Genomic DNA, 26,416 nt, shown 5'->3' with positions numbered 1-26,416 from the left:
CCACTTTTTAGCTATGTTGGAGAGAATTAGCGAATATTACCCATAGTCTGGTATTCTACCGGGCTAGTAAACGTACTTAATTGCATAAGAATAATGCCTAAACACGACTCTCTTTGGTTGAAATCATTACGCTGGATCCAAAAACACTTAGTGCACACTATTGTTGTGCCTCAGGATCCCTTTGCCGATCTGAATCTGGATGCCTCCAGACCCCTTGCTTATGTGATGAAAACGGAATCGCTGAGTGACATCGCTGCCCTGAGCGAAATTACGGCTAAGTTAGGACTGCCGAGCCCCTATGAGCCTTTAGTGGCAAATGGTGTTATTGCGCCTCGGGTTGTCTGCCTTCAAGGGCGTAAGCCGCTGTTTGGCGAGCGTGCCGGTAACGAGCCTTTCCTCGAATGCTTTATGCGTTTGTTGGCCGTGCATAAGGAACGCCCTGAATTAGACATTCAACTGGTGCCCGTGAGCCTGTATTGGGGCCGCACGCCAGGGAAAGAAGACGACACTATGAAGGCGGCTGTGTTTGAGCGGGAAAACCCGACTTGGCTGCGCAAATGCTTGATGATTCTATTCTTAGGTCGACATAACTTCGTGCAGTTTTCAAATGCGGTATCTCTGCGATACATGGCCGACGAACACGGCACTGACATGGGGATCGCCCATAAGTTAGCGCGGGTCGCGCGGGTGCATTTCCGTCGTCAACGTAAGGTGATGACAGGACCTGTGTTGCCAAATCGCCAAGCACTGTTTCATTCGCTGCTCAAATCCGAGTCGTTGCGTAAAGCGATTCAAGAAGAAGCGGCCAACAAAAAGATTTCTGAGACCCAAGCGCGCGAGACGGCTATTGAGTACCTTGATGAAATCGCAGCAGATTACTCAGATAGTTTAGTGCGTATTGCCGAGCGTTTCCTAACTTGGTTGTGGAACAAGCTTTACAGCGGGATCAACATCAAAGGCGCCGAGCAAGTTCGCCAGTTGCACCATGATGGCCACGAGATTGTCTATGTGCCTTGCCATCGCAGCCACATGGATTACCTGCTGTTATCGTATATTTTGTATTATCAAGGCATGGTTCCGCCGCACATTGCTGCTGGTATTAACCTCAATTTCTGGCCCGCTGGACCTATGTTCCGTCGCGGTGGTGCCTTCTTTATCCGCCGTAGTTTTAATGGCAATAAACTGTACACCGCAGTATTCCGTGAATATTTAGACCAACTGTTTGCTAAAGGTTATTCGGTGGAATACTTCTCCGAAGGCGGCCGCTCACGTACCGGTCGTCTATTGGCGCCAAAAACCGGCATGATTGCTATGACGATGAACAGTGTGCTGCGCGGTATCGAGCGTCCGGTAACATTGGTGCCTGTGTATTTAGGCTATGACCATGTGATGGAAGTGGCGACGTACCATAAAGAGTTAAGTGGTAAGAAAAAGAAAAAAGAATCTGTGTGGCAGGTGTTTGGTGCGATTCGCAAACTTGGTAATTTCGGCCAAGGTTATGTGAACTTTGGCGAGCCTATAACCCTGCAAAACTTCTTAAATGAGCGCGCGCCAAACTGGCGTACTGAGTTGGCCGATGATCCTGAGCAAAAACCAAGCTGGTTAACGCCAGCGGTAAACGTGCTGGCGAATCGAGTGATGACAAATATTAACGATGCTGCAGCGGCGAGTTCGGTGACCTTGACGAGTTTAGTGTTGCTGGCGACAGATCAAAATGCCTTAGAACGCAGTCTGTTGGAGCGTCAGCTTGATCTGTATCTGACCCTACTCAAAAAAGTGCCTTACACTACTTATACTTCGGTTGCCGAAGGTGATGGTAAGCATTTAGTGCAGCAAGGTTTAGAGCTGAACAAGTTTGTTGTTTGTGCCGATCCTTTAGGTGAAATCGTGTCTATCGAGGCGAGTCAGGCTGTGTCCATGACTTACTATCGTAACAATATCATCCACTTATTTATTGTACCGTCATTAATTGCGAGTTGTTTAACGCATAATGAGCAGATCCCGCGTCAGCAAGTGGTGTCAATCGTTGCCGATTTTTATCCACTGCTGAAAGCCGAACTCTTCATGGGCATTAAGGATGTACCTGCCTATGTCAATCAAGTGCTGGATTTCTTCATTGAACAAGGGTTAGTGGTTGAGACTGATACCTTAACCGTCGTGCCTGAGCACACTAGCCAACTATTATTGTTAGCCAGTTCAGTAAGCGAGACTCTGCAACGCTATGCCATTATTTTCAATCTGTTAGCGAACAGGCCTAAGATGGAGCGCTCAGAACTTGAGTCTGAGAGTCATCTACTCGCCCAGCGTTTAGGCGCTTTGCATGGCATTACCGCGCCTGAGTTCTACGATAAGAAACTTTACGGCACCTTGAGTGTTAAGCTCAAAGAATTGGGCTATCTAGCGGATAACCAAGATAAGTCCAATATCAATCGCATACGAGATCAAGCCAATAGCTTATTACGTCCGTCAGTGAAACAAACGATAGTGGCGAGTGTCACCGCGGAGCATACAGTTTAATGGCAAATCATATGAATGCGGCTAAGCATAAGCCCGCAGGTAAGTCCTTGCTCGGCGGCGCCATGATTATTGCCGGCACGACCGTAGGCGCAGGGATGTTTTCTCTGCCCGTGGTCGGTGCAGGTATGTGGTTTGGCTATTCGATTTTAATGTTATTGGGCATTTGGTTTTGCATGTTGATGTCGGGCTTATTGTTGCTCGAAACCAATTTGCATTTCGAACCCGGTGCCAGCTTCGATACTTTAAGCAAGCAAACCTTAGGGCAGTTTTGGCGGATAGTGAACGGCGTTTCTATCGCGTTCGTGCTGTATATTTTGACCTATGCCTATATCAGCGGCGGTGGTTCGATTGTGAATCACAGCTTGCAGGGCATGGGAATTGAGTTGCCGCAAAGTGTGGCAGGGCTGGTGTTTGCCATAGTATTGGCGAGCATAGTGTTGATCAGCACTAAGGCCGTGGATCGCATTACCACGATTATGCTCGGCGGTATGATCATTACCTTCTTCCTTGCTATCGGCAATTTACTGATCGAAATCGATGTGACTAAGTTGCTCGAACCCGATGGTAATAGCAGCTTTTCACCTTATTTGTGGGCGGCGTTGCCCTTTGGTCTTGCCAGCTTTGGTTACCATGGTAACGTTCCCAGCTTAGTGAAGTATTACGGCAAAGATTCCGCCACCATTATCAAGGCGATTTTCGTCGGCACCTTTATCGCGCTGGTGATTTATGCATGTTGGTTAGTGGCGACTATGGGCAATATTCCCCGCAGCCAGTTTATCGATATTATTGCCCAAGGCGGCAATATGGGGGTCTTGGTGGGCGCTTTGTCTGAGGTGATGGCGAGTAGCTGGTTGAACAGTATGTTAACGCTGTTTGCTAACTTGGCCGTGGCTTCATCTTTCTTAGGGGTGACCTTAGGTTTGTTTGATTATCTCGCCGACTTGTTTGGTTTTGACGATTCTCGCTCGGGCCGGATGAAAACCGCGTTAGTGACCTTTGTGCCGCCGACGATTTTAGGATTATTGTTCCCCGACGGCTTCTTGGTGGCGATTGGCTTTGCGGCATTAGCGGCGACAGTGTGGGCGGTAATCGTCCCCGCACTGATGGCCTATAAATCGCGGCAGTTATTCCCCGAGAGCACAGGTTTTAGAGTGATAGGCGGTACGCCGCTGATTATTCTTGTGGTGTTATTTGGCATAGTCACGGGTGCTTGTCATCTGCTCGCGATGGCAAATTTACTGCCGCAATATTCCTAATTTGTTTCGATGATTTAAGCCCTCTGCGTGAGGGCTTTTTTGTATTTAGCGATTGAGTTTTAATCCTGCAGATCTTTTTTATCTCGACACTGGACAGAAGCTCGAACTCAGGCTTAACTCGAATAATTGTAAAAACGAAGGAGCCAATGATGAAAATTACTCAGTACGCACAAGGACATGCATGTTGGGTTGAACTCGCAAGCCACGATTGGCAAGCTGCTAAGACATTCTACCAAACGTTATTTGGTTGGGATTCAGTAGACATGCCGATCCCAGAAGGTCATTTTTCGCTATTCAATTTAGCGGGGGATGATTTAGGTGCCATGTACCAAATCCCCGAGTCAGAGTCGCAGATCCCTAGCCATTGGCGTGTCTACTTTGCCGTTGATGATATGGATGCCAGCATTGCAGCGATTCAAGCGGCGGGTGGCCAAGTGCACATGGGGCCGCATATTGTTGCTGACGCGGGCGTGATGGCGCAGGTGAGCGATCCACAAGGCGCACGTTTTGCGCTGTGGCAAGCGAAGAATCATATCGGTGCTCGCCGTCAGGGTGAACTCAATACTCTTTGCTGGGTTGAGCTGGCATGTAAAGAACCACGCGCTGAAGAAGCTTTTTACTGCAAAATATTCCCTTGGACTAACTCGCCCAGCGACATGCCGGACATCGAATATTCTGAGTGGCAAGTTGATGGTCAATCCATCGGCGGCATGATGACCATCATGCCCGAATGGGGCGACATCTCTCCCCATTGGCTGCTTTATTTTGCAGTAGCCGATTGCGATGCATTTGCAGAAAAAGCCCAAGCGTTAGGCGCGCAAGTGTGTATTCCACCCAGTGATATTCCCGATGTGGGCAGATTCTCTGTAATAGCCGACGCCCAAGGCGCCACCTTTGCGGTGATCAAGCTTAATCAGATGTGACAGCTATATTTAGGACTAGTCACATTTAAGATTAAAAACGGCGACACTTAGTCGCCATTTTTATTCGTCTAACCATTTGTTTAATTAGCATTATCGATCATGATTGTCTCAGGGCAGGAGCCTCTGCCTGCCTTGTTAGCTTTGGCGAGTAGGCTAGGCAAGGAGTCTGAGGCTTTAATGACCTTGGGCAAGTTAATGCGGATTTCACTCAGTAATCCCTTGCCACATTCTAGACTCATTTTAGTGTGAGCACCTTGACCGAAGCTGCTATCAAAACTTTGGTTTAACTCACTTTTACTGACACTCTTACCTATGTTGTCATGAATAAATTTTTGTACCCATGCCGAGGCATTGACCGCTTGGGTCAGCTGGGTTGCCAATAAAAAGTACTCGTTAGGGTCTTGGCTACGGCAAGTGCCGTGTTTCCACCATTCGTGGCGTTCTAAACAGGTGCCATATTGGGCGCTTGGCATGACTTCTTCTAAATTTTTGCGCACCGATGGGTTAAGTTCAAGCTCAGGATAAGTACAGAAATCATTTGGTTGCAGTTTGACTGTGCTGCAATAGCCATAACGTGTGCCGCATTGTTGTTTATTCGGCCACAGTCCGTGCAGGCTGAAGTGTTGCCACTGGCTCGATTCTGGCGTTTGGCTGAGGGCGCGGCATTCGGCTTTGCGGCGGCCATAGAGTTCACAAAAGGTGCTTTGCCAGCTTAATGCCAGCACGTTGGCGTCAAATTCACCGCCGATTCGGCATTGATCTCCTTGACGTTTTTCTGGTGCGCCATGCTCTTTAAGGCCGTCTCGGCTTTTGGCTTTGATATCCGATGCTGTAGTGGTTTGCGCGGGTTCTACCGCTGTTGCAGGTGTCGATACATTACTGCCTGCAACATTGGAAAGATACTGACCACAAGCGCCACTGATCCACCGCATGGGAGACTTCACTGCGTTGGTGCGCACTCGCAGCCAATCAGGTTTGGCGCTGTTGCCGAGGATTTCGAGTACCGGATAGCGCTCACCAATATTGCTCTGCCATTGATCTGGATTCGTCTGCTTATTTTTCGATTGAAATAGCTCACAGCGTTTATCGGCAACGAACTCACCGGTTGCGGGCGCGGCAACGGCAGGTGCTGCTGAAATGATTAGCGCAGCGCATAAACCGAACGCCGCAAGTAACGTACGCGATAGGCTTTTAAGGGAAAGTGCTTGCGGCCATATCCGGCGGATGGTCAAACAAAATGGCTTGGTCATGTGATGGAATCCTTTCTTCTCTAGCAATTAATCAGAGCAAGGCTAAACGGACGCTTGCTGGCAAACCATTTTGCAGGTAATTCAACGAATTCGCTAATGAGATTTGGTTTAGTGACAGTAGGATTGTTAGCGTGTTTGATTGGATTCAGTACAGTTTTGAAAGCAGTGGAAGTGCTGGGTATATCTAGTTTACTGCTTTTTATATTTGCAATGAGTTAGCTATTTAGTTAAGGTCAAATGATGAAAAAATATTCTATGTCTTTCATATCATACACTTTCGTAACTACTTGGTGGCACTCATTCCTATAGAGCGGCGCTAGGATTCTTATATTCAAAAGCTGCCGGAAGGCAACTAGTGAATATCCATTATTGTGTCTCCGGTTGGTTAATTTATCGGAGATATAACATGCAAATTAGTTCATCAAAACCGCTTTTATCCTCAAATACTCAAGAGAAAGTGCTTACCGGTGATAGGGCGACAGGGCCTTTACATCTGGGCCATTATGTTGGCTCGCTCAAGCAAAGAGTCGAGTTACAACACAGGTTTGACCAAACTATCCTTGTCGCCGATATGCAAGGCCTAACGGACAATGGGCATAACCCTCAGAAAGTGGCATCGAATATTTTAAATGTTGTAGCTGATTATCTCGCTATCGGAATTGACCCCAGTAAAACCACTATATGTTTACAGTCAGCTATTCCAGCATTGGCTGAGCTGACTATGTACTATGCAAACTTAGTTTCTATTGCCAGACTGGAACGAAATCCGACCGTTAAAAGTGAGATAAACAATAAAGATTTTGGTCGGGCCATTCCTGCAGGTTTTTTAACCTACCCCATTAGTCAGGCCGCTGATATTACCGCCTTTCGTGCGACGCTTATTCCTGTGGGAGATGATCAGTTGCCTATGTTGGAGCAGACGAATGAAATAGTTAGGAAGCTTAATTCGATAGCACAGGATGAGGTGCTACTGGAGTGTAAGCCGTTATTGAGTAATGTATCACGCTTACCCAGTGTTGATGGCAAAGGTAAAATGTCTAAGTCTATGGGTAATACCATAATGTTAGGGTCAAGTGCGCAAGATATTTCAAAGGCAGTTAAGGCTATGTATACCGATCCCCTGCATTTGAATGTGAATGATGCGGGACGGGTCGAAGGCAATGTCGTTTTTACTTATCTCGATGCTTTTCACCCTGACATAGAATATGTGGCTGAGCTCAAATCGCATTACCAAAAAGGCGGCTTAGGTGATGGTAAGACTAAAGCTATTTTAGAGGAGTGCTTACAAGAGTTGCTTGCGCCAATTCGTGAGCGCCGGGCTTTACTCTTATCTGATAAAGCTCAGTTAGTGTCGATACTCAAAGTTGGGACGGAACAAGCCCGTGAAGAGTCTGATGCTGTATTGCGACGAGTTAAAGCTGCGTTTGGCCTAAATTTGTTTTGATGCAGCACTATTTTTGCTGAAGAAGGCTCGGGTGAATTTTATGAATCTGAGCAGTGCTAAATAATAAAACCCCTAGAGTTTTGAGGACGCTAGGGGTTTTATTTCAAATATCTAAGCGTCTTTCTTTAATTTACGCGAGTAAATCAGTAGATAGAGTGCGGGCAGGACAAATAGCGACAGTATGGGCGCTGTGACCATGCCGCCGACCATAGGCGCGGCGATTTTCTGCATCACATCGTTACCCGAACCCGCACCCCACATTATGGGCAGTAGGCCGAAGAAGATGGTTGCCACTGTCATCGCTTTGGGGCGGATCCGCATGACGGCGCCTTCAATCAAGGCTTCTTTCAAGTCATTGACGCTGTGGTAATTATCTTTTTCTTGCCTGTGCTTGATGGCGTTATTGAGATACACCAACATCACCACCCCAAACTCGGCGGCGACACCCGCTAAAGCAATCATACCGACAGCAACGGCCACTGAGATGTTGTAATCCAGCAGATACAACAGCCAAGTGCTGCCGACCAGTGCGAAGGGGAGGCTGAGCATAATAATGCTGGCCTGAATGGTGGATCCGAAGGTCATCATCAGCAGGATGAAGATCACGGCTAACGCCATAGGGATCACTTGTTTAAGCTTGGCATCGACCCTTTGCATATATTCGTACTGGCCTGCAAAGCTATAGCTGTAGCGGGGCGGAACAACGAGTTCGGCATCTAAGGCCGTTTTCGCGGTGGCGATATACTCACCGATAGATGTGCCCTCGATATCGATAAACACCCAAGAGATTAAGCGGCCATTCTCACTCTTTAACATAGGCGCGCCATCGTTAATTTCGATGTCGGCCAAGTTACGTAGCGGCAGATAATGCCCCGACTTAGTGATCACGGGCAGCTCGCGCAGTTTCTCGATGTTGTCGCGCAGTTCACGGGGATAACGCAGGTTGATTGGATAACGTTCGGCGCCTTGTACCGACTCACCAATATCCATACCGCCAATGGCGTAACGCACCACATCTTGAATATCCTGCAGCGTCATACCGTAACGTGCGGCCACATCCAGTTTCGGACTGATATCGATATAACGGCCGCCGCCACTGCGTTCGGCATAGGCCGATTTGGTGTGTGGCACTTTGCTTAAGATAGCTTCAATCTTAGTGCCAATGCTTTGCAGTTCGTTGACATCGGCCCCGGTGATCTTAATGCCGACAGGGGTTTTGATCCCCGTCGAGAGCATGTCGATACGGGTTTTGATGGGTTGCACCCAAGCATTGGTGAGTCCAGGTACTTTTACGGTTTGCTGTAGTTGGGCAATAATGCCATCTAAGGTCATGCCTTCACGCCATTCGTCATGGGGTTTAAGCATGATAGTGGTTTCAAGCATGGTCAGCGGCGCGGGATCGGTCGCGGTTTCGGCGCGGCCTACTTTGCCAAACACGCGGGCCACTTCGGGCACGGTTTTGATTAAACGGTCGGTTTGCTGTAACACTTCGGCGGCCTTGCTGGCACTGATGCCGGGCAACGCCGTTGGCATGTAGAGCAAATCGCCTTCTTCGAGTGCGGGCATAAACTCGCTGCCCATGCGGGTCATAGGATACCAAGCGCTCGCCAGCGCGATTAACGCTAACATCAGGGTGACTTTAGGGAATTTCAGCACCAGTTTTAGTGAAGGTTGGTAAATCGCGATCAAGAAACGGCTGATGGGATTGCTACGTTCGCTGGGGATTTTACCGCGAATAAAGTAACCCATCAAAATCGGCACTAAGGTAATAGATAAAAATGCCGCCGCTGCCATGGCGAAGGTTTTAGTGTAGGCCAGTGGCGCGAATAATCGACCTTCCTGCGCCTCGAGCGCAAACACAGGTACAAAGCTTAAGGTGATAATAATTAATGAGAAAAATAACGCAGGGCCGACTTCAATCGACGCTTCGGTGACGATGCGCCAATGCTCTTTCGTATCGGGTTCGCGATCATGATCCGCTTTAAAATGCTCTAAATGTTTGTGCAAGTTTTCGATCATCACAATCGCGCCGTCCACCACGGCGCCGATGGCAATGGCGATGCCGCCAAGGCTCATGATATTGGCGTTAACACCCATTTTATTCATCACGATAAAGGCGATTAGGATGGATAGCGGCAGGGTGATAACGGCCACGAGTGTGGAGCGCGCATGCAGTAAAAACAGCAAGCAGACTAAGCCTACCACCAACATTTCTTCGACGACCTTGCTAAACAAGTTGTCGACGGACTTTAGAATCAAGTGGGATCTGTCATAGGTTGGGATAATCTCAACCCCATCGGGCAGGCCGGCTTTGAGTTCTTCGAGTTTTGCTTTCACCGCATCAATTGTCGCTAAGGCGTTTTCGCCGTAACGCATCACCACAATTCCGCCAACGACTTCACCTTCACCGTCGAGTTCGGCTATGCCGCGGCGTGAAGCTGGGCCTTTACGCACAGTGGCAACATCTTTGAGGGTTAAACCTGTGCCAGAAGGACTGGTAATACCAAGGGGGATTTCACGAAAATCCTCTAGCGTCTGGCGATAGCCTTTGGCGCGCACCATGTACTCGGCTTCGGCCATCTCGATCACTGAGCCGCCAGCTTCGCTGTTAGCTTTATCAATGGCTTGTTTAATGGTGGCGATATCGAGCTTATAGATCGCCATTTTGTCGGGCTCAAGCACTATCTGATAGGTTTGCTCCATGCCGCCGACGGTGGCGACTTCAGACACGCCTGCCACGCTTTGCAGCTCTAGCTTGAGATACCAATCCTGCAGACTCTTGAGTTGCGATAAATCTAAATTACCGGAGCGATCGACTAGCGCATATTCATACACCCAACCGACACCAGACGCATCGGGGCCGAGGGAAGGTTGCACATTTTGTGGCAAACGGCTGCTGATCTGACTCAGGTATTCAAGCACCCGTGAGCGAGCCCAGTAAATGTCGGTGCCATCTTCAAAAATCACATACACGTAAGAGTCGCCGAACATGGAATAACCACGCACGGTTTTAGCACCAGGTACGGCTAACATGGCGGTCGACAAGGGATAAGTCACTTGTTCTTCAACCAATTTTGGCGCTTGACCCGGATAAGGGGTTTTAATGATCACTTGCACATCGGATAAATCCGGCAGCGCATCGAGCGGCGTTTTTCGCAGCTCCTGTACGCCCCAAACAGTGATCATGATGGCGATAATCAACACCATAAATCGCTGCCTGATGGACGCCTCGATAATATATTTCAACATAACGCGCTCCTAGTGCTGATGACCGCTGCTTAAACGCATTAAACTGCCCTTGAGGCTAGCCTCGGAGTCGAGTAAGAATTGCCCCGAAATCACCACACGTTCACCTTCATTCAGGCCTGAAATAATCTCGGCCTTACCTTGGCTCATCATGCCGACGGTTACGGCCTTGGCGGTAAAGCTGTCGTCAGTTTGCTTGACGATCACGCGGTTTTCTTTGCCCGTTTGAATTAAAGCTTCCTGCGGGATCACTAGCACATCTTTATTCGGGCCACCGAATAGTGAGACTTTGGCGAGGGTTTTAGGTCTTAAATCTACCTCGGTATTGTTGAGCACTACTCGTACTCGCAGGCTGCGAGTGACAGGATCAAGCTCAGGGTAGATGTAATCGATCGTGCCTTCGATGCCGCTGATATTCATGGCGGGAACGGCAATTTCGGCCTTCTGACCTTTGGCAATCCAGCTTTGCTCGTTCTCAAAGACGTCGGCAATCACCCAGACTTTAGAGAGATCCACCACAGACATGACTTCGGTCGACGGTTGAATATACATGCCATCGCGAATGTCGAGGGCTTTCACTATGCCGTCTTCTTTGGCGTAGAAAGGTACCCTATATTGGGTTTGATGTGACTCGGCTAATTGTTTGATTTGCCTGTCGTTAAAACCAAGGAATGATAAGCGTAAGCCCGCATTGCGCACCAAATCTTTGTAGCGGCCTTGGCCGTTTGCTTTGGCGGTGTCCATCGCAAGCAAGTAGTCATCTTGGGCGTTGATTAAATCGGGGGAATAGATCTCGTAGATCAGCTGGTCTTTCTTGACGGTATCGCCCACGGATTTGATCATCAGTTTTTCAATCCAGCCAGTAACGCGGGCATGGATATGGGTGATTTGGCTTTCGTCATAGTCGATTTGACCGACGGTTTCGACAAATTTCCACAGAGTGTCGCGTTCAACCTTGGCCACCTTTAACGCCAACGCTTGCTGCATGCTGCCGGATACATTGATGTTGATTTCTTGGGTATTACCGCCCGTTTCGACCTTTTCTAAGTTCATACCGCAGATAGGGCAAGTGCCGGGTACGTCACTGATAATGTGGGCATGCATAGGGCAAACATACTTGATTGTTGTTACATGATTTTGGGCTTTAACTAAACTGTCGGCCTTAGGTGTTGGGGTATCAAATACCTGACTCGCAGCTTTGGCGGCAGAGGTTTGCGCATGCTCAGAGGTTTGGTGATCTGCGACTTGATGCTGTGCATGCTCGGCCACAGGGTTCGCGGCATCGAGTTTCTCAACTAAAAACATATTGCACTTAGGGCAGCGACCCGGCTCATAGCTGATCACTTCGGGATGCATAGGGCAAGTGTAGGTTTTCACTTGATTTAACGGATTATTCTTAGGCGCAGTTGCAGAATTTACTGCCGCTTCGGTCGCCGTGGGCTCTTGTGTGTTAGCCAGCTGGGCATGGCTCAACCAAGGCGTACTGATGAGTAAGCTACTCAAGATCAGTACGGCCTTAGGGGCCTGCTTTTTTACTGTATTAAATTGGTTCATATGCCTCATCTCCAGCCTAGCTTAGTGGTGTTCGTGCGCGTTGTGCATCGTACCTTCAGCCGTTTTTGCTTCCGTCGCTTTTGGCTCTAAATCCATACCACATTTAGGGCAGGAATCGCCTTTAGTGCCTGTTACTTCGGGGTGCATAGGGCAAACATAGGTTTGTGCTTGTTGCTGCGGATTTGCATTGTCGTGTTGATGTTCGTGCGGCGTAGCCGTGGCAAACACGTTAGTGCTGGTCAGCAAGAATGCAATTAAGGCGAGATTAGTTAGGGTTTTCATATTATTCACTCCATCGGATTAACGGCCGAATATGAGCGCATAAACGTCTGTGAGCACAGTGGTTCAAAGCGGTTCGCTTTGATAGACGGATTGATGCCACAACTTGGCATTCGGCTCAGTTATCAACGTTTTGCTAGACTCGGGTGCACGATTTAACGATAAGGCACCACAATAAACGGCTAAATTTGGCGTTAGCTTAGGGCTAACTGGATTGTCGTTTTAGCTTGGCTTCTTTAAGGGCGATTTGCCCATTAAGCGCAAAGTAGGCCTAGGCTATCGGTGGTTTAAAGGCCGAAGACAAAGAGATCGAGTGGAAATGAGGCATAGGAGTGGCCATTGCAGTATCGCTCATGCTCACACTTGGCCAGAGGTGTGGGCTGAATAGAGTGCCAGCGACTGAAATCGTCAAACAATGACCACAATCATTTGAACATGATGTGGTGCCATCACAGCAATGCTGTTTCGCGCCGGGAAGCATTTTATCGTTGCAGCAATCCGCGTTGGCCATTGAATGTGAGTCAGAAGGGTTCTCAGTGTTCATCTGCATCATGGCAGCATGGTGCATTTGGGGGGAAGCTTCATGATTCATCGCACTCATATCCATAGTGTGTGGCACCATGGCGTGACCATTAGACACAACACTTTGCCCGACGAGTGCGAGTAAAGTGAACATGACTAAAAAGTAACGACCGAGTGTGTGATGCATAAGTATTCCAAATGATGAACGGCTCGAGTCTAGCATAGAGGCATTATGCTGTAATGATTTAACTCACATTTCAGCACATGCCTCAGATTAAACATTTAACTCGTCTAAATTAGAAAGCGGGATTGCTGACTAACATTTTCGCCATCAGTTGGCTGTGGCTTTGCAGTGGATATTCGCCCGCTTTGTCACCATTAATACTGAGTTGAATCGTTGGATATTTAATAAATTGACGCGCTTCAGCTTCAGTCATTATTTTGGGCTGGGTGATTTGGTAGCTATCACTCGCCTTCACATCCAGCACTAAGTAAAGCGGCGCTGATTTAACCCAGTTGCCACTATCATCGGCGCGATAATCAAATATATCCTGATATTTTAGCTCGAGCAGTACTTTCCCTGCGGAGAGTTGGATGGGTTTAAAGGGCGTGGTTGGCACACCATTGATACTGATAACACTGAGCGCCTCTGTACTTTTTAAGCTGGCGGCTGTAACTGTGGTGCTACTTAATAAGGCACCGATAACGAAAGTAAGGCCTAGTAAGCTTTTGTTCAATAAAGTGGTTTTCATAATAAACTCCAAAAATTCTCTGTACCTAGTTGCAGTGCGAATATGCAGCGGCGCAAGCTAAGGTGTTTAGTCGGTTTTACGTTGTAAAAAACGAGTGACGTTTACAGTGAATAGGAGGTGGGAGGCGGTGTGGTGAGCCCGAGGTCGGCAGTTTGCATCGCCCAGCCTTGGATGGCAATACGCTTGCTTGCTGGGTTAGCGAAGGCCAGTTCTAGCACTGCAGGCTCAAGGTAAAGTGATGATAGGCAATGGGTTTGACAATGATTTGTCATACTATCTTGGCAGTGTTGCAAGCAATCGGATGCAGCACAATCTGGCATGGTGCAGTTCATTTCTGCATCCATCATCAGCATGGTTTGACTGCTGTGGCCATTGGTTTTGGCTGAAGTTGGCATAGCACTCACCATCGCCGATTGGGCGATTAGCGAAAATAACACTGCTATGGTGATCCAAAATTTAGCCATGATAACTCGGAAAATTGATTGCTTACCCTTAGAGACCTTAGTTAGCCCGATAAAGTTTCATATACGGTTCAAATTTTAATTTTTAATGATTTATTTCTCCGCCTCCTTCAATAATTAAACAAAACCTCGACCGGATCACATTTCTATTTTCTAGAAATGATTTCAATAGTTATTGATTCTCAAAGGGGAAATCTCATCGCGATAATCGCTAACTTGCGATTATGGGGTGATTGCATTAGCTTTAGTTAAAGTGCATTGCAGCTCAGCTAGCGGTTTTTACCAAATGTCGTCCTAATAGTTAGAGCTAAGTCTCATTTTGCGCTTTTATGGTTAATTTAATCGGCAAATTTCGGCTTAAAATCAAATTTCTAATAAATGAAAGAACATAAACTAGTCTTATAAAAACTAATTTTGACAATTTTTGGAGATAGAGTGATGAACTGGCGTGCACTATTTAAACCTAGCGCAAAATATTCAATCCTGGCGCTACTGGTCGTCGGTATTGTTATCGGTGTTGTGGGCTATTTCGCAACCCAAACAACCTTACATGCAACCAGCCAAGACGCATTCTGTATGAGCTGCCACAGCCAGCATTCATTGAAAGATGAAGTGATGGCGTCTGCCCACGGTAACAACCGTGTCGGCATCGTGGTTCAGTGTCAGCAATGTCACATCGCACAGGAACCATTCCAATACCTGAAGAAAAAGATCATCGTTTCTAAGGACGTTATTGGTTTCTTAACTATCGATGGCTTTAACACGCAAGCATGGTTAGATGAAAACCGTAAAGAACAAGCTGAGTTAGCGCGTGATTACCTACGTGCAATCGATTCTTCAACCTGTCAAAACTGTCACAACCGTATTTATGAAAACCAATCAGAAAATATGAGCAAAATGGCAGTGAGAATGCACAGCAATAACTTCAAGAAAGCCCCTGAAGACAGAAAAACCTGTATCGACTGTCACAAAGGCGTCGCTCACCCATACCCTAAAGGATAAGGTTTAACGATTAACTTACGTTATCGTTAGTCATTAAAAAGCCCTCTGTTGAGGGCTTTTTGCTGTCCGTGTCTGAGTACCTGATGGTGTCTAAATGTTAGGTTAACTCGCTGGAGTCATCACTTTTTGTCGATAAGCTAACAGGCTAAAAATACCGAAGATAAATACTTGCAGATAATCAAGCTTTGTTAATGGCAGTAAGGTCTTAAATAGCATGTGGAAAATGGCCACTTGGAAGCAGTGCATCATGCAGGTTATGCCAAACAGGATATTCAAAATAATTGCCACATTACCTTCAAATGGCATAACCAAGTTGTAGGCCATCATCAACCAAGCGATGAGGGTAATGGCTTTACCTAGGTTAATCAGCAAGGGCATGGCTTTCATCTTCGATAGGCTCGGCAGTGTTTTCGGCTTGATATTGATATAAGCGGTAACTCACTTGCCCCGCATTCTTTTCTTTCAAGGCGTGCCAGCAAGGTGGAATGGCCAGTTGGGTTAATTCAGATTCGATCTCGACATAAATCAGCGCGCCATCATTGAGCCAAGCTTGAGTATCGAGCAGTTGAACGGTCTTTTCTGCCAATCCCTTGCGAAAGGGCGGATCGATAAACACCACATCGAAACCTTGCTCGCAGCCCCTTTGCAACACCACTAAAGTATCGGCGTTGAGCACTTCGGCCTTGTCGCATTTTAGGGTTTGCAGATTTTCTTTTAATTGCATGGCTGCGCCGCGTTGCAACTCGATAATCTTAGCAAAACTGGCATAGCGAGATAGGGCTTCGAGAGCTAAAGCGCCGCTGCCGCCGAAACAGTCGAGCACTCGCGCATTAACTAAGTCATTGGCAAGCCAGTTAAACAGGGTTTCGCGCACTCTGTCTGTTGTCGGGCGTAAACCTTCGAGATCTTGAATAGGTAAACGACGCGAACGCCATTGTCCCGCGATGATCCGCACTTGACCGCTACCGGGTTTATTTTTGGCTGTTGGACTTTTGGTCACATTATTTTTGACCGTTCGATTCTTAACCAAAGTGCCCCCGTGATTTTGCCTGAAGAAAGAAAGTGGTAGACTATGCCACCTTAATAAAGGCCACTATTTTATATCAAAGTCTCACTAAAAGGTGAGAAGGCTGAGTGAGCTTAGCTAATTGCCGACTTTTTGGGCGTAATTGCCGAGGCAATCTGGTATAACATCAGGGTCTTATTCAAAATTCAACACTGAAGTAGAGCGCTGGAATCACACATGGCAAAGAAAGGTTTTTTCTCCTGGTTTCGTAAAGATAAGTCACAAGATGAGGTCGTCGCTGAAACTCCAGTTGTTACTCCAACACAAGACACTGAAGCAGCAGAGCGTTTAGAACAGGAACGCGCAGAGGCGCAACGTTTAGCTGCTGAGGCAGAGGCTCAAGCGGCCGCAGCAAAGCTGGCAGCAGAACAGTTAGCTGCCGAGCAGGCGCAAGCCGAGCGTATTGTCCAAGAACAAGCCGTAATCGAAGCTCAGCGTTTAGCCGAACAGCAAGCCGAAGCGGCACGTCTGGCGGCTGCTCAGTTAGAAGCGGAACAACTTGCGAAAGTGCAAGCCGAGCGTATTGCTCAAGAGCAAGCGCAAATTGAAGCCCAGCGTTTAGCCGAACAACAGGCCGAAACGGCACGTCTGGCGGCTGCTCAGCTAGAAGCTGAACAACTTGCAGTTGATAAGTTAGCCGCTGAACAAGCAGCTGCAGAGCAATTAGCCCAAGCGCAAGCTAAGGCTGAAGCCGAGCGTATTGCTCAAGAACAAGCGCAAATCGAAGCCCAGCGTTTAGCCGAACAACAAGCCGAAACGGCGCGTCAAGCTGCCGCTCAGCTAGAGGCTGAACAACTTGCAGCAAATAAGTTAGCCGCTGAACAAGCAGCTGCAGAGCAACTTGCTCAAGCCCAAGCTAAGGCTGAAGCCGAGCGTATTGCCCACGAACAAGCACAAATCGAAGCTCAACGTTTAGCCGAGCAACAAGCTGAAGCGGCACGACTGGCGGCTGCTCAGTTAGAAGCTGAACGACTCGCTGCTGAACAAGCTGCAGCCGAGGAAGCTGAAAGTGCTCGTGTTGCGGCCGAACAAGCTGCCGCTGAAGCATTAGCAAGTGAGCAAGCAGAGGCGTTAGCGAAACAACAAGCCGAAGCTCTGCAAACCGCTGGGCCCGTGACTGAATTGCAGCCAGAGCCGCAGGCGAGACCCGTTAAAGAAGGGCTATTTGCTCGTCTGAAACGCGGCTTGATGCGTACCAGCGAGAATATTGGCAGTGGTTTTATCGGTCTATTTCGCGGCAAGAAAATCGATGATGATCTGTTTGAAGAACTCGAAGAACAGTTATTAATCGCCGATGTTGGCGTCGAAACAACCACGCGTTTGATCAAGAATTTGACCGAGCAAGCGTCGCGTAAGCAATTGAAAGATGCTGAAGCTTTATATGACTTGCTGCGGGAAGAAATGCAGAAGACGCTCGACCCAGTCGCAATTCCGTTAGTGCCAGACAATGCAAATGGCCCATTTGTGATCTTAATGGTCGGCGTTAATGGTGTGGGTAAAACCACCACTATCGGCAAATTAGCCAAACAATATCAGAGCCAAGGTAAGTCAGTTATGTTAGCCGCGGGCGATACTTTCCGCGCGGCCGCAGTCGAGCAGCTACAGGTTTGGGGTCAACGTAATGATATTACTGTGATTGCCCAACATACAGGTGCCGACAGTGCCTCTGTGCTGTTTGACGCTTTGCAAGCGGCCAAGGCACGTAAAGTGGATGTGTTGATCGCCGACACTGCGGGTCGTCTGCAAAACAAAGCGCACTTGATGGAAGAATTGAAGAAAGTGGTGCGAGTGATGAAAAAGCTCGACCTTGAGACGCCGCATGAGGTCATGCTGACACTAGATGCGAGCACGGGGCAAAATGCGATTAGCCAAGCGCAATTATTCCAAGAAGCCGTAGGTGTAACGGGTATTACCATTAGTAAGTTAGACGGAACGGCTAAGGGCGGCGTGGTGTTTGCGATTGCCGACAAGTTTAATATTCCGATCCGTTACATAGGCGTGGGTGAGCAGATTGATGATTTGCGAACCTTCAATTCGAAAGAATTTATCGATGCCTTGTTCACTCAAGAAAAAGCGGATAGCTAATTTATGATTGATTTTCAGCAGGTCAGTAAGATTTATCCTGGCGGCCAAATGGCGCTGGAAGATGTGAATTTTCATCTACAACAAGGTGAAATGGCATTTTTAACCGGCCACTCAGGTGCGGGTAAAAGTACGCTGTTGAAATTAATCACGGTTATCGAGCGGGCGACGACCGGTCGTGTCGCCATCAATGGCCACGACATCGCCAAAGTCAGCCCTAAGCATGTGCCTTATTTGCGTCGCAATATCGGCATGATTTTCCAAAACCATCACCTATTGATGGACCGAAGCGTGTTCGACAATGTGGCCTTGCCGCTGGTGATTGAAGGTTTCTCCCACGGTGAAATCCGTAAGCGAGTGGCCGGCGCCCTCGACATGGTGGGTTTGTATGGCAAAGAGCGCCATAACCCGATTATGTTGTCCGGCGGTGAACAGCAACGTGTCGGCATTGCCCGTGCGATTGTCAACAAGCCGCCCTTACTGCTCGCCGATGAACCAACGGGTAACTTAGATCCTAAATTATCGATGGATATTTTGCGTCTGTTTGAAACCTTCAACGATGCAGGAACCAGCGTGTTAATCGCTACCCACGATTTAGGCTTAATCGCGCGGATGAAATATCGCACTTTCACCCTCAAACAGGGTCGTATGCTGGGCGCACAGGAGTTGCATCCTAGCGTGCATACGCGTGCGCCGACGAATAGAGGTGAAGGGCAATGAGCGACAGCGCTAAATTAACCCGCAGTAAGTTACCTCTGTCTGGGCGGATTGTGATGTTCTTTATTCGCCACGTACAGCAAGCGATGGCGAGTATGGGAGAACTCTGGCGCAACCCAGTGTCTTCCGTGATGACAATGGCGGTATTGGGTGTGAGCCTGAGTTTGCCTGCGGCATTGCAAGTGTTAGTTAAAAACGCTGAGACCATTACCAGCTCGTGGAACAGCGCTGCGGAGATCTCTTTGTTTATCGAAGACAATCGCAGCGAACAAACGATTCAGAGCCTGCTGACGCGGATTCGGACTTATTCCGAAGTGGATAAAGTGCAGTACATAGATAAAAACCAAGCCCTAGAAGAGTTTCAACGCTTATCTGGTTTTGGTGAGGCCTTGGCCTATTTAGATAAAAACCCTTTGCCAGCGGTCATTACCGTCACACCGACACCGCGTTACTCAACGCCAGTGGGCGCCCGTGAACTGTTAACTAAGCTAGAGCGCGAGCCTGAGATTAGCTTTGGCCGTTTAGATATCGAATGGCTAGAGCGGTTACAGGCGGTAGTGCGTCTTCTTGAACGCACTGTGATGGCGATTGCCGCATTACTCGTGCTGGCTGTGGTCTTAGTGATAGGTAATACGATTCGCTTAGCGATTATGAATCGACGCAGCGAAATCGAAGTGATGAAGCTTGTTGGGGCAACCGAAGCCTTTATTCAGCGTCCATTCCTCTACACTGGGATTTGGTATGGTGTGATTGGCGGCATATTGGCTTGGCTGATCATTAACTTATTAGTGTGGTATCTCGATTCGGCTCTTGCCGAGCTGTTGGGCTTGTATGGCAGTCAGCTCGAGATGAAATCGCTCACTTTTACTGAACTGCTGCAATTGGTTGGACTGGCATCATTTTTAGGCTGGTTAGGTTCGTATTTATCTGTACGCCAGCATTTACGGTCGATTGAACCTTCATAATAATCAGTCGATTAAACTAAAAAAAGTGATGAAAAAAATGCTGAGGAATGAACTTTTGTTCACTTGCAATGTCTACTTCAGCGAGGTAAAAAGGGTATCCGCAAACGAGCTGAGGTTGACATACTCTGTCAATTAGCCGATAGTTCGTGAGCTTATTCTTAGGGTATTTTGTTATTGAACCTTAGAATGCACTCGTAAGTAGTCTGATAAATGTAGGAGAGCGAATGACCTTTCAAACGCAATCAATGGCACTGACAGTCCCACAGGGCGCCAGTAGTCTAGAAGCTTATATCCATTCAGTGACTAGCATCAGCATGCTGGACGCTGAGGCTGAGTATGAGTTGGCCAAGCGTTTACAGGAAACGGGTGATCTACAAGCTGCGAAGCAACTGATTATGTCGCACTTACGTTTTGTAGTGCACGTTGCAAAGGGCTATTCAGGCTATGGTTTGCCACAGGCAGACCTGATCCAAGAAGGCAACATAGGCTTGATGAAAGCGGTTAAACGCTTCGATCCCGATGTTGGCGTGCGTCTAGTGTCTTTTGCTGTGCACTGGATCAAAGCTGAAATTCATGAATATGTGCTGAAAAACTGGCGCATTGTTAAAGTCGCGACCACTAAAGCGCAACGTAAGTTGTTCTTTAACATCCGTAAAGCGAAAAAACGCTTAGGTTGGTTCAGCGATGCAGAAGTCACTATGGTGGCTGAAAATTTAGGTGTGTCTAAGGCCGATGTGACCGAAATGGAATCACGTATGGCTGCGCAAGATCCGGCATTTGATTTAACCAATGATCAAGACGAGGAGCATGATTTTGCCCCAGTCCATTATTTGGAAGATCATTCATCGGATTTAGCAGAAAACATTGAAAACGACAACTGGGAATCGAATGCCCAAGGTCGTTTATTATCGGCCATCAAAACCTTAGACGAACGCAGCCAGCATATTCTGCGCGCCCGTTGGTTAGATGACGATAAAACCACACTGCAAGAACTTGCAGAGACTTATCAAGTGTCGGCTGAACGTATTCGCCAACTTGAGAAAAATGCCATGAACAAGCTGAAAGCTTGCATGGAAGCCTAAGTCGCATCACATGTAAAGTGACTGTGATTTAGCCATAAAAAAACCTGCTACGGCAGGTTTTTTTATGGGTGAAATTTGGCTTGATGACGTTGATGATAAATTAGTGTTTAACAAGATTAGCTATCAAGGCTTTTCTATTTACTTTCAGCCCTGTCTGCTCATGATTTTCTGGCCATACATAATATTGTCTTGGGCGTTTGAAGCGGGCGATTTTGTCGGCGAGGAACAATTCGAGTTCATTGGCAATCGACTCTGTGAGATGAGTTAAACTGCCGCGAAGGATAGCGGCGGGGAGATTGCCAAATTGTGCATCGGGGATGGCGAAAACGATAGCATCATCTATTTGTGGGTGCTGTTTAAGCGCGGCTTCGATTTCTTCTGGTTGGATATTTTCGCCGCCACAAATGAACATGTTATCGACGCGACCAAGGATGTGTAGATTGCCATTTTCGTCCCATTCGCCCCTGTCTTTAGTATAAAACCAGCCTTCTTGAACAACGCCAGCTTGTATTCCCTCAGGGGCGAGATAGCCCATAAACAGGCATTCGCCGCGCACCCAAATCACACTGTCTTCGATTTTAAGCTCACGCTTGGGGAGTAATTTGCCACTGCTGCCGTCGCTTAATGCGGGACCTGTGGTGATCTGCGAGCCCATTTCTGTCATGCCGTAACTCGTGTAGCTGGCGATATTGCGTAGCTTAAGCTCGGCGAGTAAGTCTAGCGAGACTGCACCGCCGCCCAGCAATAATGCTTTGATGCTTTTAAGTTTGCTGCTTGTGTCGGCTAATAACTTGCTCAGTTGTGCTGGTACTAGAGAGAGGTGGGTCAGCTTATCTTGGTCAATTTGCTGACTAAGACTCTGCGCGTGATCTGGCATTACAACAGTGGCACCGACTAAGGCACAGCGGTTTAATATCGCTAGACCACCGATGTGGAATAATGGCAATGAGAGCAGCCAAGCATCACCTTGTTCGAGCGCGATTAAGCTGCGAGCGCCTTCGGCATTGGCAATATGGTTGGCTAAGCAATGGACCGCCGCTTTTGGAAAACCGCTAGAACCCGACGTTAAAATCACATTGGCAGGGCGGGTAATATCGACAGGCTGAGCTAGCTCGTTGCTGAGGCGATTAAAATCTAAGGCTAATTGGCTGCAATTCTGCAGATCAGAAATCTCAGCACGCCAAACATAGCGGATCTGATGTTCATCGATTAAACCTTGGATCTGCGCGAGAGGAAAACGAGGTGAGATAGGAAAAAAGATCGCCCCGATATCGATGCAGGCCCAATAGAGGCAAATCATCTCGAGATTATTCAATGCAATACAGGCGAGTGGCTCACCCTCTGCGATGCCTGCTGCTCTTAGCTGCTGACCCAGTGCGATAACGCGCTGGCTAAGCTCAGAGTAACGAATGCCTTGTCCCGCCAATTTGATGGCCGTCTGCTGTGGAAACGCCAGCGCGGCTTGGTGCACGGGTGACAGTGCTAGCGACTGCGATAGGCGGATGTCAGACAAACTAGTTTTCCTCACGCTTGGCTACGCCCACATCACTTTGCGGCGTTGAATCAATGGCGTGTTGTGCAATGAGTTCAAGTTGGGCGAGTGTGAGGCAGTGTTTTTTACCCGATGACACGACTAAATCTTGGCTAAAGGCGCTTAGGGTATCGAGTCCTGGGATTTCATCGGGAGTGAGAATCGCGGCTAAATGGGCCAGATCGCTAATGCCTAAACTGCTTTCAAGACTCGAACTGATAATGCAACGCACGCCATAGCTTTGCGCCGTCTCGATTAAGTTAGCTAGCTTTTCAATACTGCCGAGCAGCATAGGTTTGATGACGAGCGCAGTCAGGCCATTTTGCATTACAAACTGATAATCGGGATCGTTAAGCGATTCATCGAGGGCGTAGGGCATACCAATCGCTTGATAAAATTCCAGATTATCCTGTGGATTCTGGCAAGGTTCCTCTATGTATTCGATGGTGTCTAGGGGCAAACAAGCGGCAAATTCGATCGCTTGTTCCAGTGTAAACCCTCGGTTTGCGTCTAAACGTAGCTTGAGATCGGGGCGGGTACGTAAAATGCCATAAATCAGACTCAGCTCGTCTTCGATTGAGGTCTGCGCGACTTTAACTTTCACCGAATGAACATGCATGCCGAGCGCCGCAATCTTGTTATCGAGCAAGTCGTTGCCCGCATCCGTTGGATGATAAATCAAAGGGACTGTGGCGGTTTGTGGGCGGATAGCATCGAGCTTACCCATTAACTTGGCATGCAACAGACTTAAACCGAAGGCCAAGGAAGGGTAAGGACTTTGCTCGGCGTAATCCAGCAGGGTATCGATATGCTGACCGCCGAGTAGGGGCAATAACTCAGTTAACGCCGTTTGCACTTGCGCCAGTGCTTCGCGGCTAAATCCCACTAAGACTTGTTCATCGATATCTATGCCAGAGAGTGGGGCGATTTCAACTTCGACTTGTCTGTATTCGCCACCAACATTCGCGCTGGCGCAGGCTTGCAATACTAATCCTGCCCTGTGGTCGATGCGTTGCTTGCCTACGGGCAATAATACATCGAGCGGTAGTCGATATTGATACAGGTTAAGCGAAGTTAAGATCATATATTTCCTACATTTAGTTCTGTCATTTATCCTAGCAGCTTAACTATTGTTGCGATTAATGCCTCGGGAGCTGCTTGGTGTATGTTGTGTCCGGCGCCGCTAATACTGTGGACGAGAATAGGTGCGTGTAATTGCCACTCTTGGGCGAGGGCGTGAAACTTGGCATCTTGGCTGCCCGCAAAGAAATGGCATTCACAGGCAAGCTGCGAAGGCACATCCCACATCGATGCTTGGCGCGCAAGTGAAGTGGCTAAGAATACCTCTTTAAGCAGCTGTTTGGGATGCTGATCTAAGACGGCAGATCTCTGCTCGATTAAGGCTTTACGTTTGGCCGCAGTCATGTCGGCAAACACGGGCTGCTGATACCACAAGTTTAAAAAATCTTTGCTAGCCAGATGTAATAAACGCTTGGCCCACTGGGCATCATTCTTGGTTCTGGCCGTTTTTTCTTGCGGGTCTACCAGCCCTGGGTGGCAGGATTCGAGGTTCAGACTTAACAAGCGCTGCGGATAGGCTTTTGCAAGGTGCAAGGCAATACGCCCGCCTAAGGAATAACCGTAGAGATGAAACGGTTCGGGACTTGGATTAAGGCTGTCGAGCCGCGTCACTATGTTTTCGACGCAAAAGTCAAAATCGAGCTTAGCTTCAGTCGACCCTTCAGCTTGATTATCTCCATGGCCCGGCAGATCCAAGCAAATACAATAAAAGTGCTGGCTTAGCGCTGGCATTAACGGCAACCAGTCGGCCTTAGTGCCTAAAAAGCCGTGCAGTAGCACTAAGGTCGGTAGTGAAGGATCGCCGTAACGGGCCATGGTTGGCATTAGCTTTGTTTCACCCAAAGGTTGAGCGCGGCGATTTGGTCGCTGGCTTGGTTTTGGCTCACATTGACTTCAATGATCGAAGCCCCCTGAAAATCCAGCGCTTCATTATAGCTATCTTGAAAATCAGCTAAATTATCTACTTGATTATAGGGCAAATTAAACATGGCTGCGGCGTAGCCAAATTCTAAGCCGTGGCTGAGTCGATAATAATCACTGCGGACTTGTTCATTGGGAACCGGCAATAAGTTAAAAATATTGCCGCCATCGTTATTGAGGATCACGATCACCAGTGGGCTGGTTAAGCCTTTGGCGATGGCCAGCGAGTTAAGATCGTGCAGTTGTGATAAATCACCGATGATCAAACTGGTAGGTTTGCCTTTGTGGGCCGCAATGCCGCAGGCGGTGGCGAGTAAGCCGTCAATACCCGAGGCGCCACGGTTGGTATAAGTGGTCGCTGTGCAGCAACTGACAGGGGCATACATGTCGTACAAGCGTACAGGCAGGCTGTTGCCGATAAAAAGCTGCTGTTCTAAGGGACGAGTGTTGGCGATAGCGCGTATCACCTGTGCTTCACCAAATTCCCCTTGATCGATATTGCGCACAAATAAGTTATGCAATTCATCGTTATAGGTGATTAAGGTATTCGCCCAGTTCGCCGAGGATGAACGATACCAGTTCAAGGCCGCAAACTGCTCTGCATTGGCATGCCAAATGTGCTTTGCATTGTGACTCGGATCTAGCCTGTCTTGCTCGGGTAACACCTGCCAGTAACTGTGCCAATTCTGCTCGGCGAGATAACCGATGACGCGTTTTGACAATAAACGCCCGCCGAACACGAGTACGCGATCCGCTTCCTGTAATAGATTGCGCGCCCTTGGATGTTGCAGCAGTTGGTCGATGTTGCCTATTGCTGCTGGATGTTGGCGTAGTTGCGACTGGGCATCGGTAAGCAAAGGCCAGCCAATTTTTTGCGACAGAGCGATAAGCTGCTGTGGATCTTGCTCGGGCGTGAGTGTACCGACAACGATCACGCCTTTACCGTGGACGAACCGCATAATGGCATCGTCACTGGGGCTGCTTAGTTGCTTGCACTTGCCGTATTGGGTATACGGGCGGGCGAGCTGCAGCCAAGTTTGCAGTGGTTTGAGGTAAGGCGATTCGGCATCGAGAATCACGCCACCGAGTTCACTCGGATACAGGGGCTCACGGTACATGCAGTTGATGTGCACCGGACGAGTTTGATTCGCCACCGCTTCATCCACTGTGGTGAGCAACGCCTGCGGTGCGATATGCGCATCTGGCGTTGGCAAATTCACTTGTGTGGCGTAATTCGCAAAAATCCCCGGTTGGACTATGGCTTGATTGGCGCCGCAGCCGAGTAATTCGGGTGGACGATCGCCGCTTAAGACGATCAAAGGCACGTGGGTTAGCCAAGCTTCAACAATCGCAGGATACAAGTTAGCGACCGCAGTACCCGAGGTGGTGATGATAGCGACCGGTGCGCGGCTGGCTTTTGCCAGACCTAAGGCCATAAAGCCGAGTCCACGTTCGTCGAAATGCAGGTGACGCTGGAGTTTAGTTTGCTGGGCGGCGGCGAGGGTTAACGGCGTCGAGCGCGAGCCCGGTGCCATACACACATGTTGCACGCCAAGACGTGCTAACTCCTCAAGAATAAGAGCGCCCCAAATAAGATTAAGAGTGGCTGTATTTTCGGTCCGCATAGCTGAATCTATTAGGATAAAGATGGGCTTAGTGTAACGTGTTTATGCCCCAAGATGTATGCTTGGCTTAACAATTCTCGGCGGGTTTGTATGGGGGCTGAGGTGGAGCCTAAGCTAAGGCAAGGGATGCCTATCACCTCT

22 protein-coding genes are annotated in these 26,416 nt (G+C 48.3%); 9 read left to right on the top strand and 13 right to left on the bottom strand.

From position 1 onward, the window contains the following. Positions 1-93 precede the first annotated feature (93 nt). From plsB to OX890_RS01065, 3 genes are all read left to right on the top strand, one after another. Positions 94-2,517 carry a glycerol-3-phosphate 1-O-acyltransferase PlsB gene (gene plsB, locus OX890_RS01075; protein ID WP_006079610.1) on the top strand — a complete coding sequence of 808 codons (2,424 nt, stop codon included), beginning with the start codon at positions 94-96 and terminating at the stop codon, positions 2,515-2,517. Next, positions 2,517-3,773, top strand: a complete 1,257-nt coding sequence (mtr, locus tag OX890_RS01070) for a tryptophan permease (RefSeq protein WP_259542751.1) — start codon at positions 2,517-2,519, stop codon at positions 3,771-3,773. The genes plsB and mtr overlap by 1 nt, the downstream gene beginning before the upstream one ends. A gap of 149 nt (positions 3,774-3,922) precedes the next feature. Next, on the top strand, positions 3,923-4,696 hold the full coding sequence (locus OX890_RS01065) for a VOC family protein (protein WP_126493558.1): 774 nt from the start codon (positions 3,923-3,925) through the stop codon (positions 4,694-4,696). A gap of 80 nt (positions 4,697-4,776) precedes the next feature. On the opposite strand, the gene OX890_RS01060 is transcribed toward OX890_RS01065, so the two are convergent. Then, a complete protein-coding gene (locus OX890_RS01060) occupies positions 4,777-5,946 on the bottom strand; it encodes a ribonuclease T2 family protein (protein WP_126493175.1) in 1,170 nt (389 codons plus the stop codon). Between the two features lie 406 nt (positions 5,947-6,352). Here OX890_RS01060 and trpS point away from each other — a divergent pair, with 406 nt between their 5' ends. Continuing rightward, positions 6,353-7,390, top strand: coding sequence for a tryptophan--tRNA ligase (trpS, locus tag OX890_RS01055; RefSeq protein WP_126493173.1), 1,038 nt, complete (start codon positions 6,353-6,355; stop codon positions 7,388-7,390). A 111-nt stretch (positions 7,391-7,501) separates the two neighbouring features. On the opposite strand, the gene OX890_RS01050 is transcribed toward trpS, so the two are convergent. The 6 genes from OX890_RS01050 to OX890_RS01025 form a co-directional block, all read right to left on the bottom strand. Further along, positions 7,502-10,639 carry an efflux RND transporter permease subunit gene (locus tag OX890_RS01050; protein WP_126493171.1) on the bottom strand — a complete coding sequence of 1,046 codons (3,138 nt, stop codon included), beginning with the start codon at positions 10,637-10,639 and terminating at the stop codon, positions 7,502-7,504. 9 nt (positions 10,640-10,648) lie between these two features. Beyond that, positions 10,649-12,190 carry an efflux RND transporter periplasmic adaptor subunit gene (locus OX890_RS01045; RefSeq protein WP_126493169.1) on the bottom strand — a complete coding sequence of 514 codons (1,542 nt, stop codon included), beginning with the start codon at positions 12,188-12,190 and terminating at the stop codon, positions 10,649-10,651. Positions 12,191-12,211: 21 nt separating this feature from the next. Next, on the bottom strand, positions 12,212-12,472 hold the full coding sequence (locus OX890_RS01040; RefSeq protein WP_126493167.1) for a heavy metal-binding domain-containing protein: 261 nt from the start codon (positions 12,470-12,472) through the stop codon (positions 12,212-12,214). Between the two features lie 268 nt (positions 12,473-12,740). Next, the gene (locus OX890_RS01035) at positions 12,741-13,178 is read right to left on the bottom strand and encodes a hypothetical protein (RefSeq protein WP_006079621.1); all 438 of its coding nucleotides are present in this window, start codon (positions 13,176-13,178) and stop codon (positions 12,741-12,743) included. A gap of 109 nt (positions 13,179-13,287) precedes the next feature. After that, positions 13,288-13,743 (bottom strand): DUF2057 family protein, encoded by a 456-nt coding sequence (locus tag OX890_RS01030; RefSeq protein ID WP_126493165.1) that lies wholly within the window; start codon positions 13,741-13,743, stop codon positions 13,288-13,290. Between the two features lie 101 nt (positions 13,744-13,844). Next, complete coding sequence (locus OX890_RS01025; protein ID WP_126493163.1) at positions 13,845-14,207, bottom strand: hypothetical protein; 363 nt, start codon at positions 14,205-14,207, stop codon at positions 13,845-13,847. 435 nt (positions 14,208-14,642) lie between these two features. Between OX890_RS01025 and OX890_RS01020 the strand changes: the two genes are divergently transcribed. Further along, a complete protein-coding gene (locus tag OX890_RS01020) occupies positions 14,643-15,206 on the top strand; it encodes a NapC/NirT family cytochrome c (protein ID WP_006079625.1) in 564 nt (187 codons plus the stop codon). Between the two features lie 102 nt (positions 15,207-15,308). Here OX890_RS01020 and OX890_RS01015 read toward each other — a convergent pair whose 3' ends face one another. Next, a complete protein-coding gene (locus OX890_RS01015) occupies positions 15,309-15,593 on the bottom strand; it encodes a DUF1145 domain-containing protein (RefSeq protein WP_012588824.1) in 285 nt (94 codons plus the stop codon). Continuing rightward, the gene (gene rsmD, locus OX890_RS01010) at positions 15,568-16,236 is read right to left on the bottom strand and encodes a 16S rRNA (guanine(966)-N(2))-methyltransferase RsmD (RefSeq protein ID WP_259542832.1); all 669 of its coding nucleotides are present in this window, start codon (positions 16,234-16,236) and stop codon (positions 15,568-15,570) included. Before rsmD ends, OX890_RS01015 begins: the two co-directional genes overlap by 26 nt. Positions 16,237-16,449: 213 nt before the next feature. Between rsmD and ftsY the strand changes: the two genes are divergently transcribed. From ftsY to rpoH, 4 genes are all read left to right on the top strand, one after another. Then, on the top strand, positions 16,450-18,357 hold the full coding sequence (gene ftsY / locus OX890_RS01005; protein WP_268649948.1) for a signal recognition particle-docking protein FtsY: 1,908 nt from the start codon (positions 16,450-16,452) through the stop codon (positions 18,355-18,357). Positions 18,358-18,360: 3 nt separating this feature from the next. Then, positions 18,361-19,074 carry a cell division ATP-binding protein FtsE gene (ftsE, locus tag OX890_RS01000; RefSeq protein WP_006079632.1) on the top strand — a complete coding sequence of 238 codons (714 nt, stop codon included), beginning with the start codon at positions 18,361-18,363 and terminating at the stop codon, positions 19,072-19,074. Further along, positions 19,071-20,036 (top strand): permease-like cell division protein FtsX, encoded by a 966-nt coding sequence (gene ftsX, locus OX890_RS00995; RefSeq protein ID WP_006079633.1) that lies wholly within the window; start codon positions 19,071-19,073, stop codon positions 20,034-20,036. Before ftsE ends, ftsX begins: the two co-directional genes overlap by 4 nt. 224 nt (positions 20,037-20,260) lie before the next feature. Beyond that, positions 20,261-21,118: an RNA polymerase sigma factor RpoH gene (gene rpoH / locus OX890_RS00990; RefSeq protein ID WP_006079635.1), complete on the top strand. Its 858-nt coding sequence runs from the start codon at positions 20,261-20,263 to the stop codon at positions 21,116-21,118. 100 nt (positions 21,119-21,218) lie between these two features. Here rpoH and menE read toward each other — a convergent pair whose 3' ends face one another. The 4 genes from menE to menD are packed head-to-tail and all read right to left on the bottom strand — an operon-like array spanning position 21,219 to position 26,275. Continuing rightward, complete coding sequence (menE, locus tag OX890_RS00985; protein ID WP_268649947.1) at positions 21,219-22,631, bottom strand: o-succinylbenzoate--CoA ligase; 1,413 nt, start codon at positions 22,629-22,631, stop codon at positions 21,219-21,221. Position 22,632: 1 nt separating this feature from the next. Further along, on the bottom strand, positions 22,633-23,733 hold the full coding sequence (menC, locus tag OX890_RS00980; protein ID WP_268649946.1) for an o-succinylbenzoate synthase: 1,101 nt from the start codon (positions 23,731-23,733) through the stop codon (positions 22,633-22,635). Positions 23,734-23,759: 26 nt separating this feature from the next. Further along, positions 23,760-24,554, bottom strand: coding sequence for a 2-succinyl-6-hydroxy-2,4-cyclohexadiene-1-carboxylate synthase (gene menH / locus OX890_RS00975; RefSeq protein WP_268649945.1), 795 nt, complete (start codon positions 24,552-24,554; stop codon positions 23,760-23,762). Further along, positions 24,554-26,275, bottom strand: coding sequence for a 2-succinyl-5-enolpyruvyl-6-hydroxy-3-cyclohexene-1-carboxylic-acid synthase (gene menD, locus OX890_RS00970; RefSeq protein ID WP_268649944.1), 1,722 nt, complete (start codon positions 26,273-26,275; stop codon positions 24,554-24,556). Before menD ends, menH begins: the two co-directional genes overlap by 1 nt. Positions 26,276-26,416 lie beyond the last annotated feature (141 nt).

The sequence above is a fragment of the Shewanella sp. DAU305 genome (genome assembly GCF_026802235.1).
GTDB lineage: Bacteria > Pseudomonadota > Gammaproteobacteria > Enterobacterales > Shewanellaceae > Shewanella > Shewanella baltica.
This window is presented reverse-complemented; position numbering and strand designations above follow the sequence as displayed.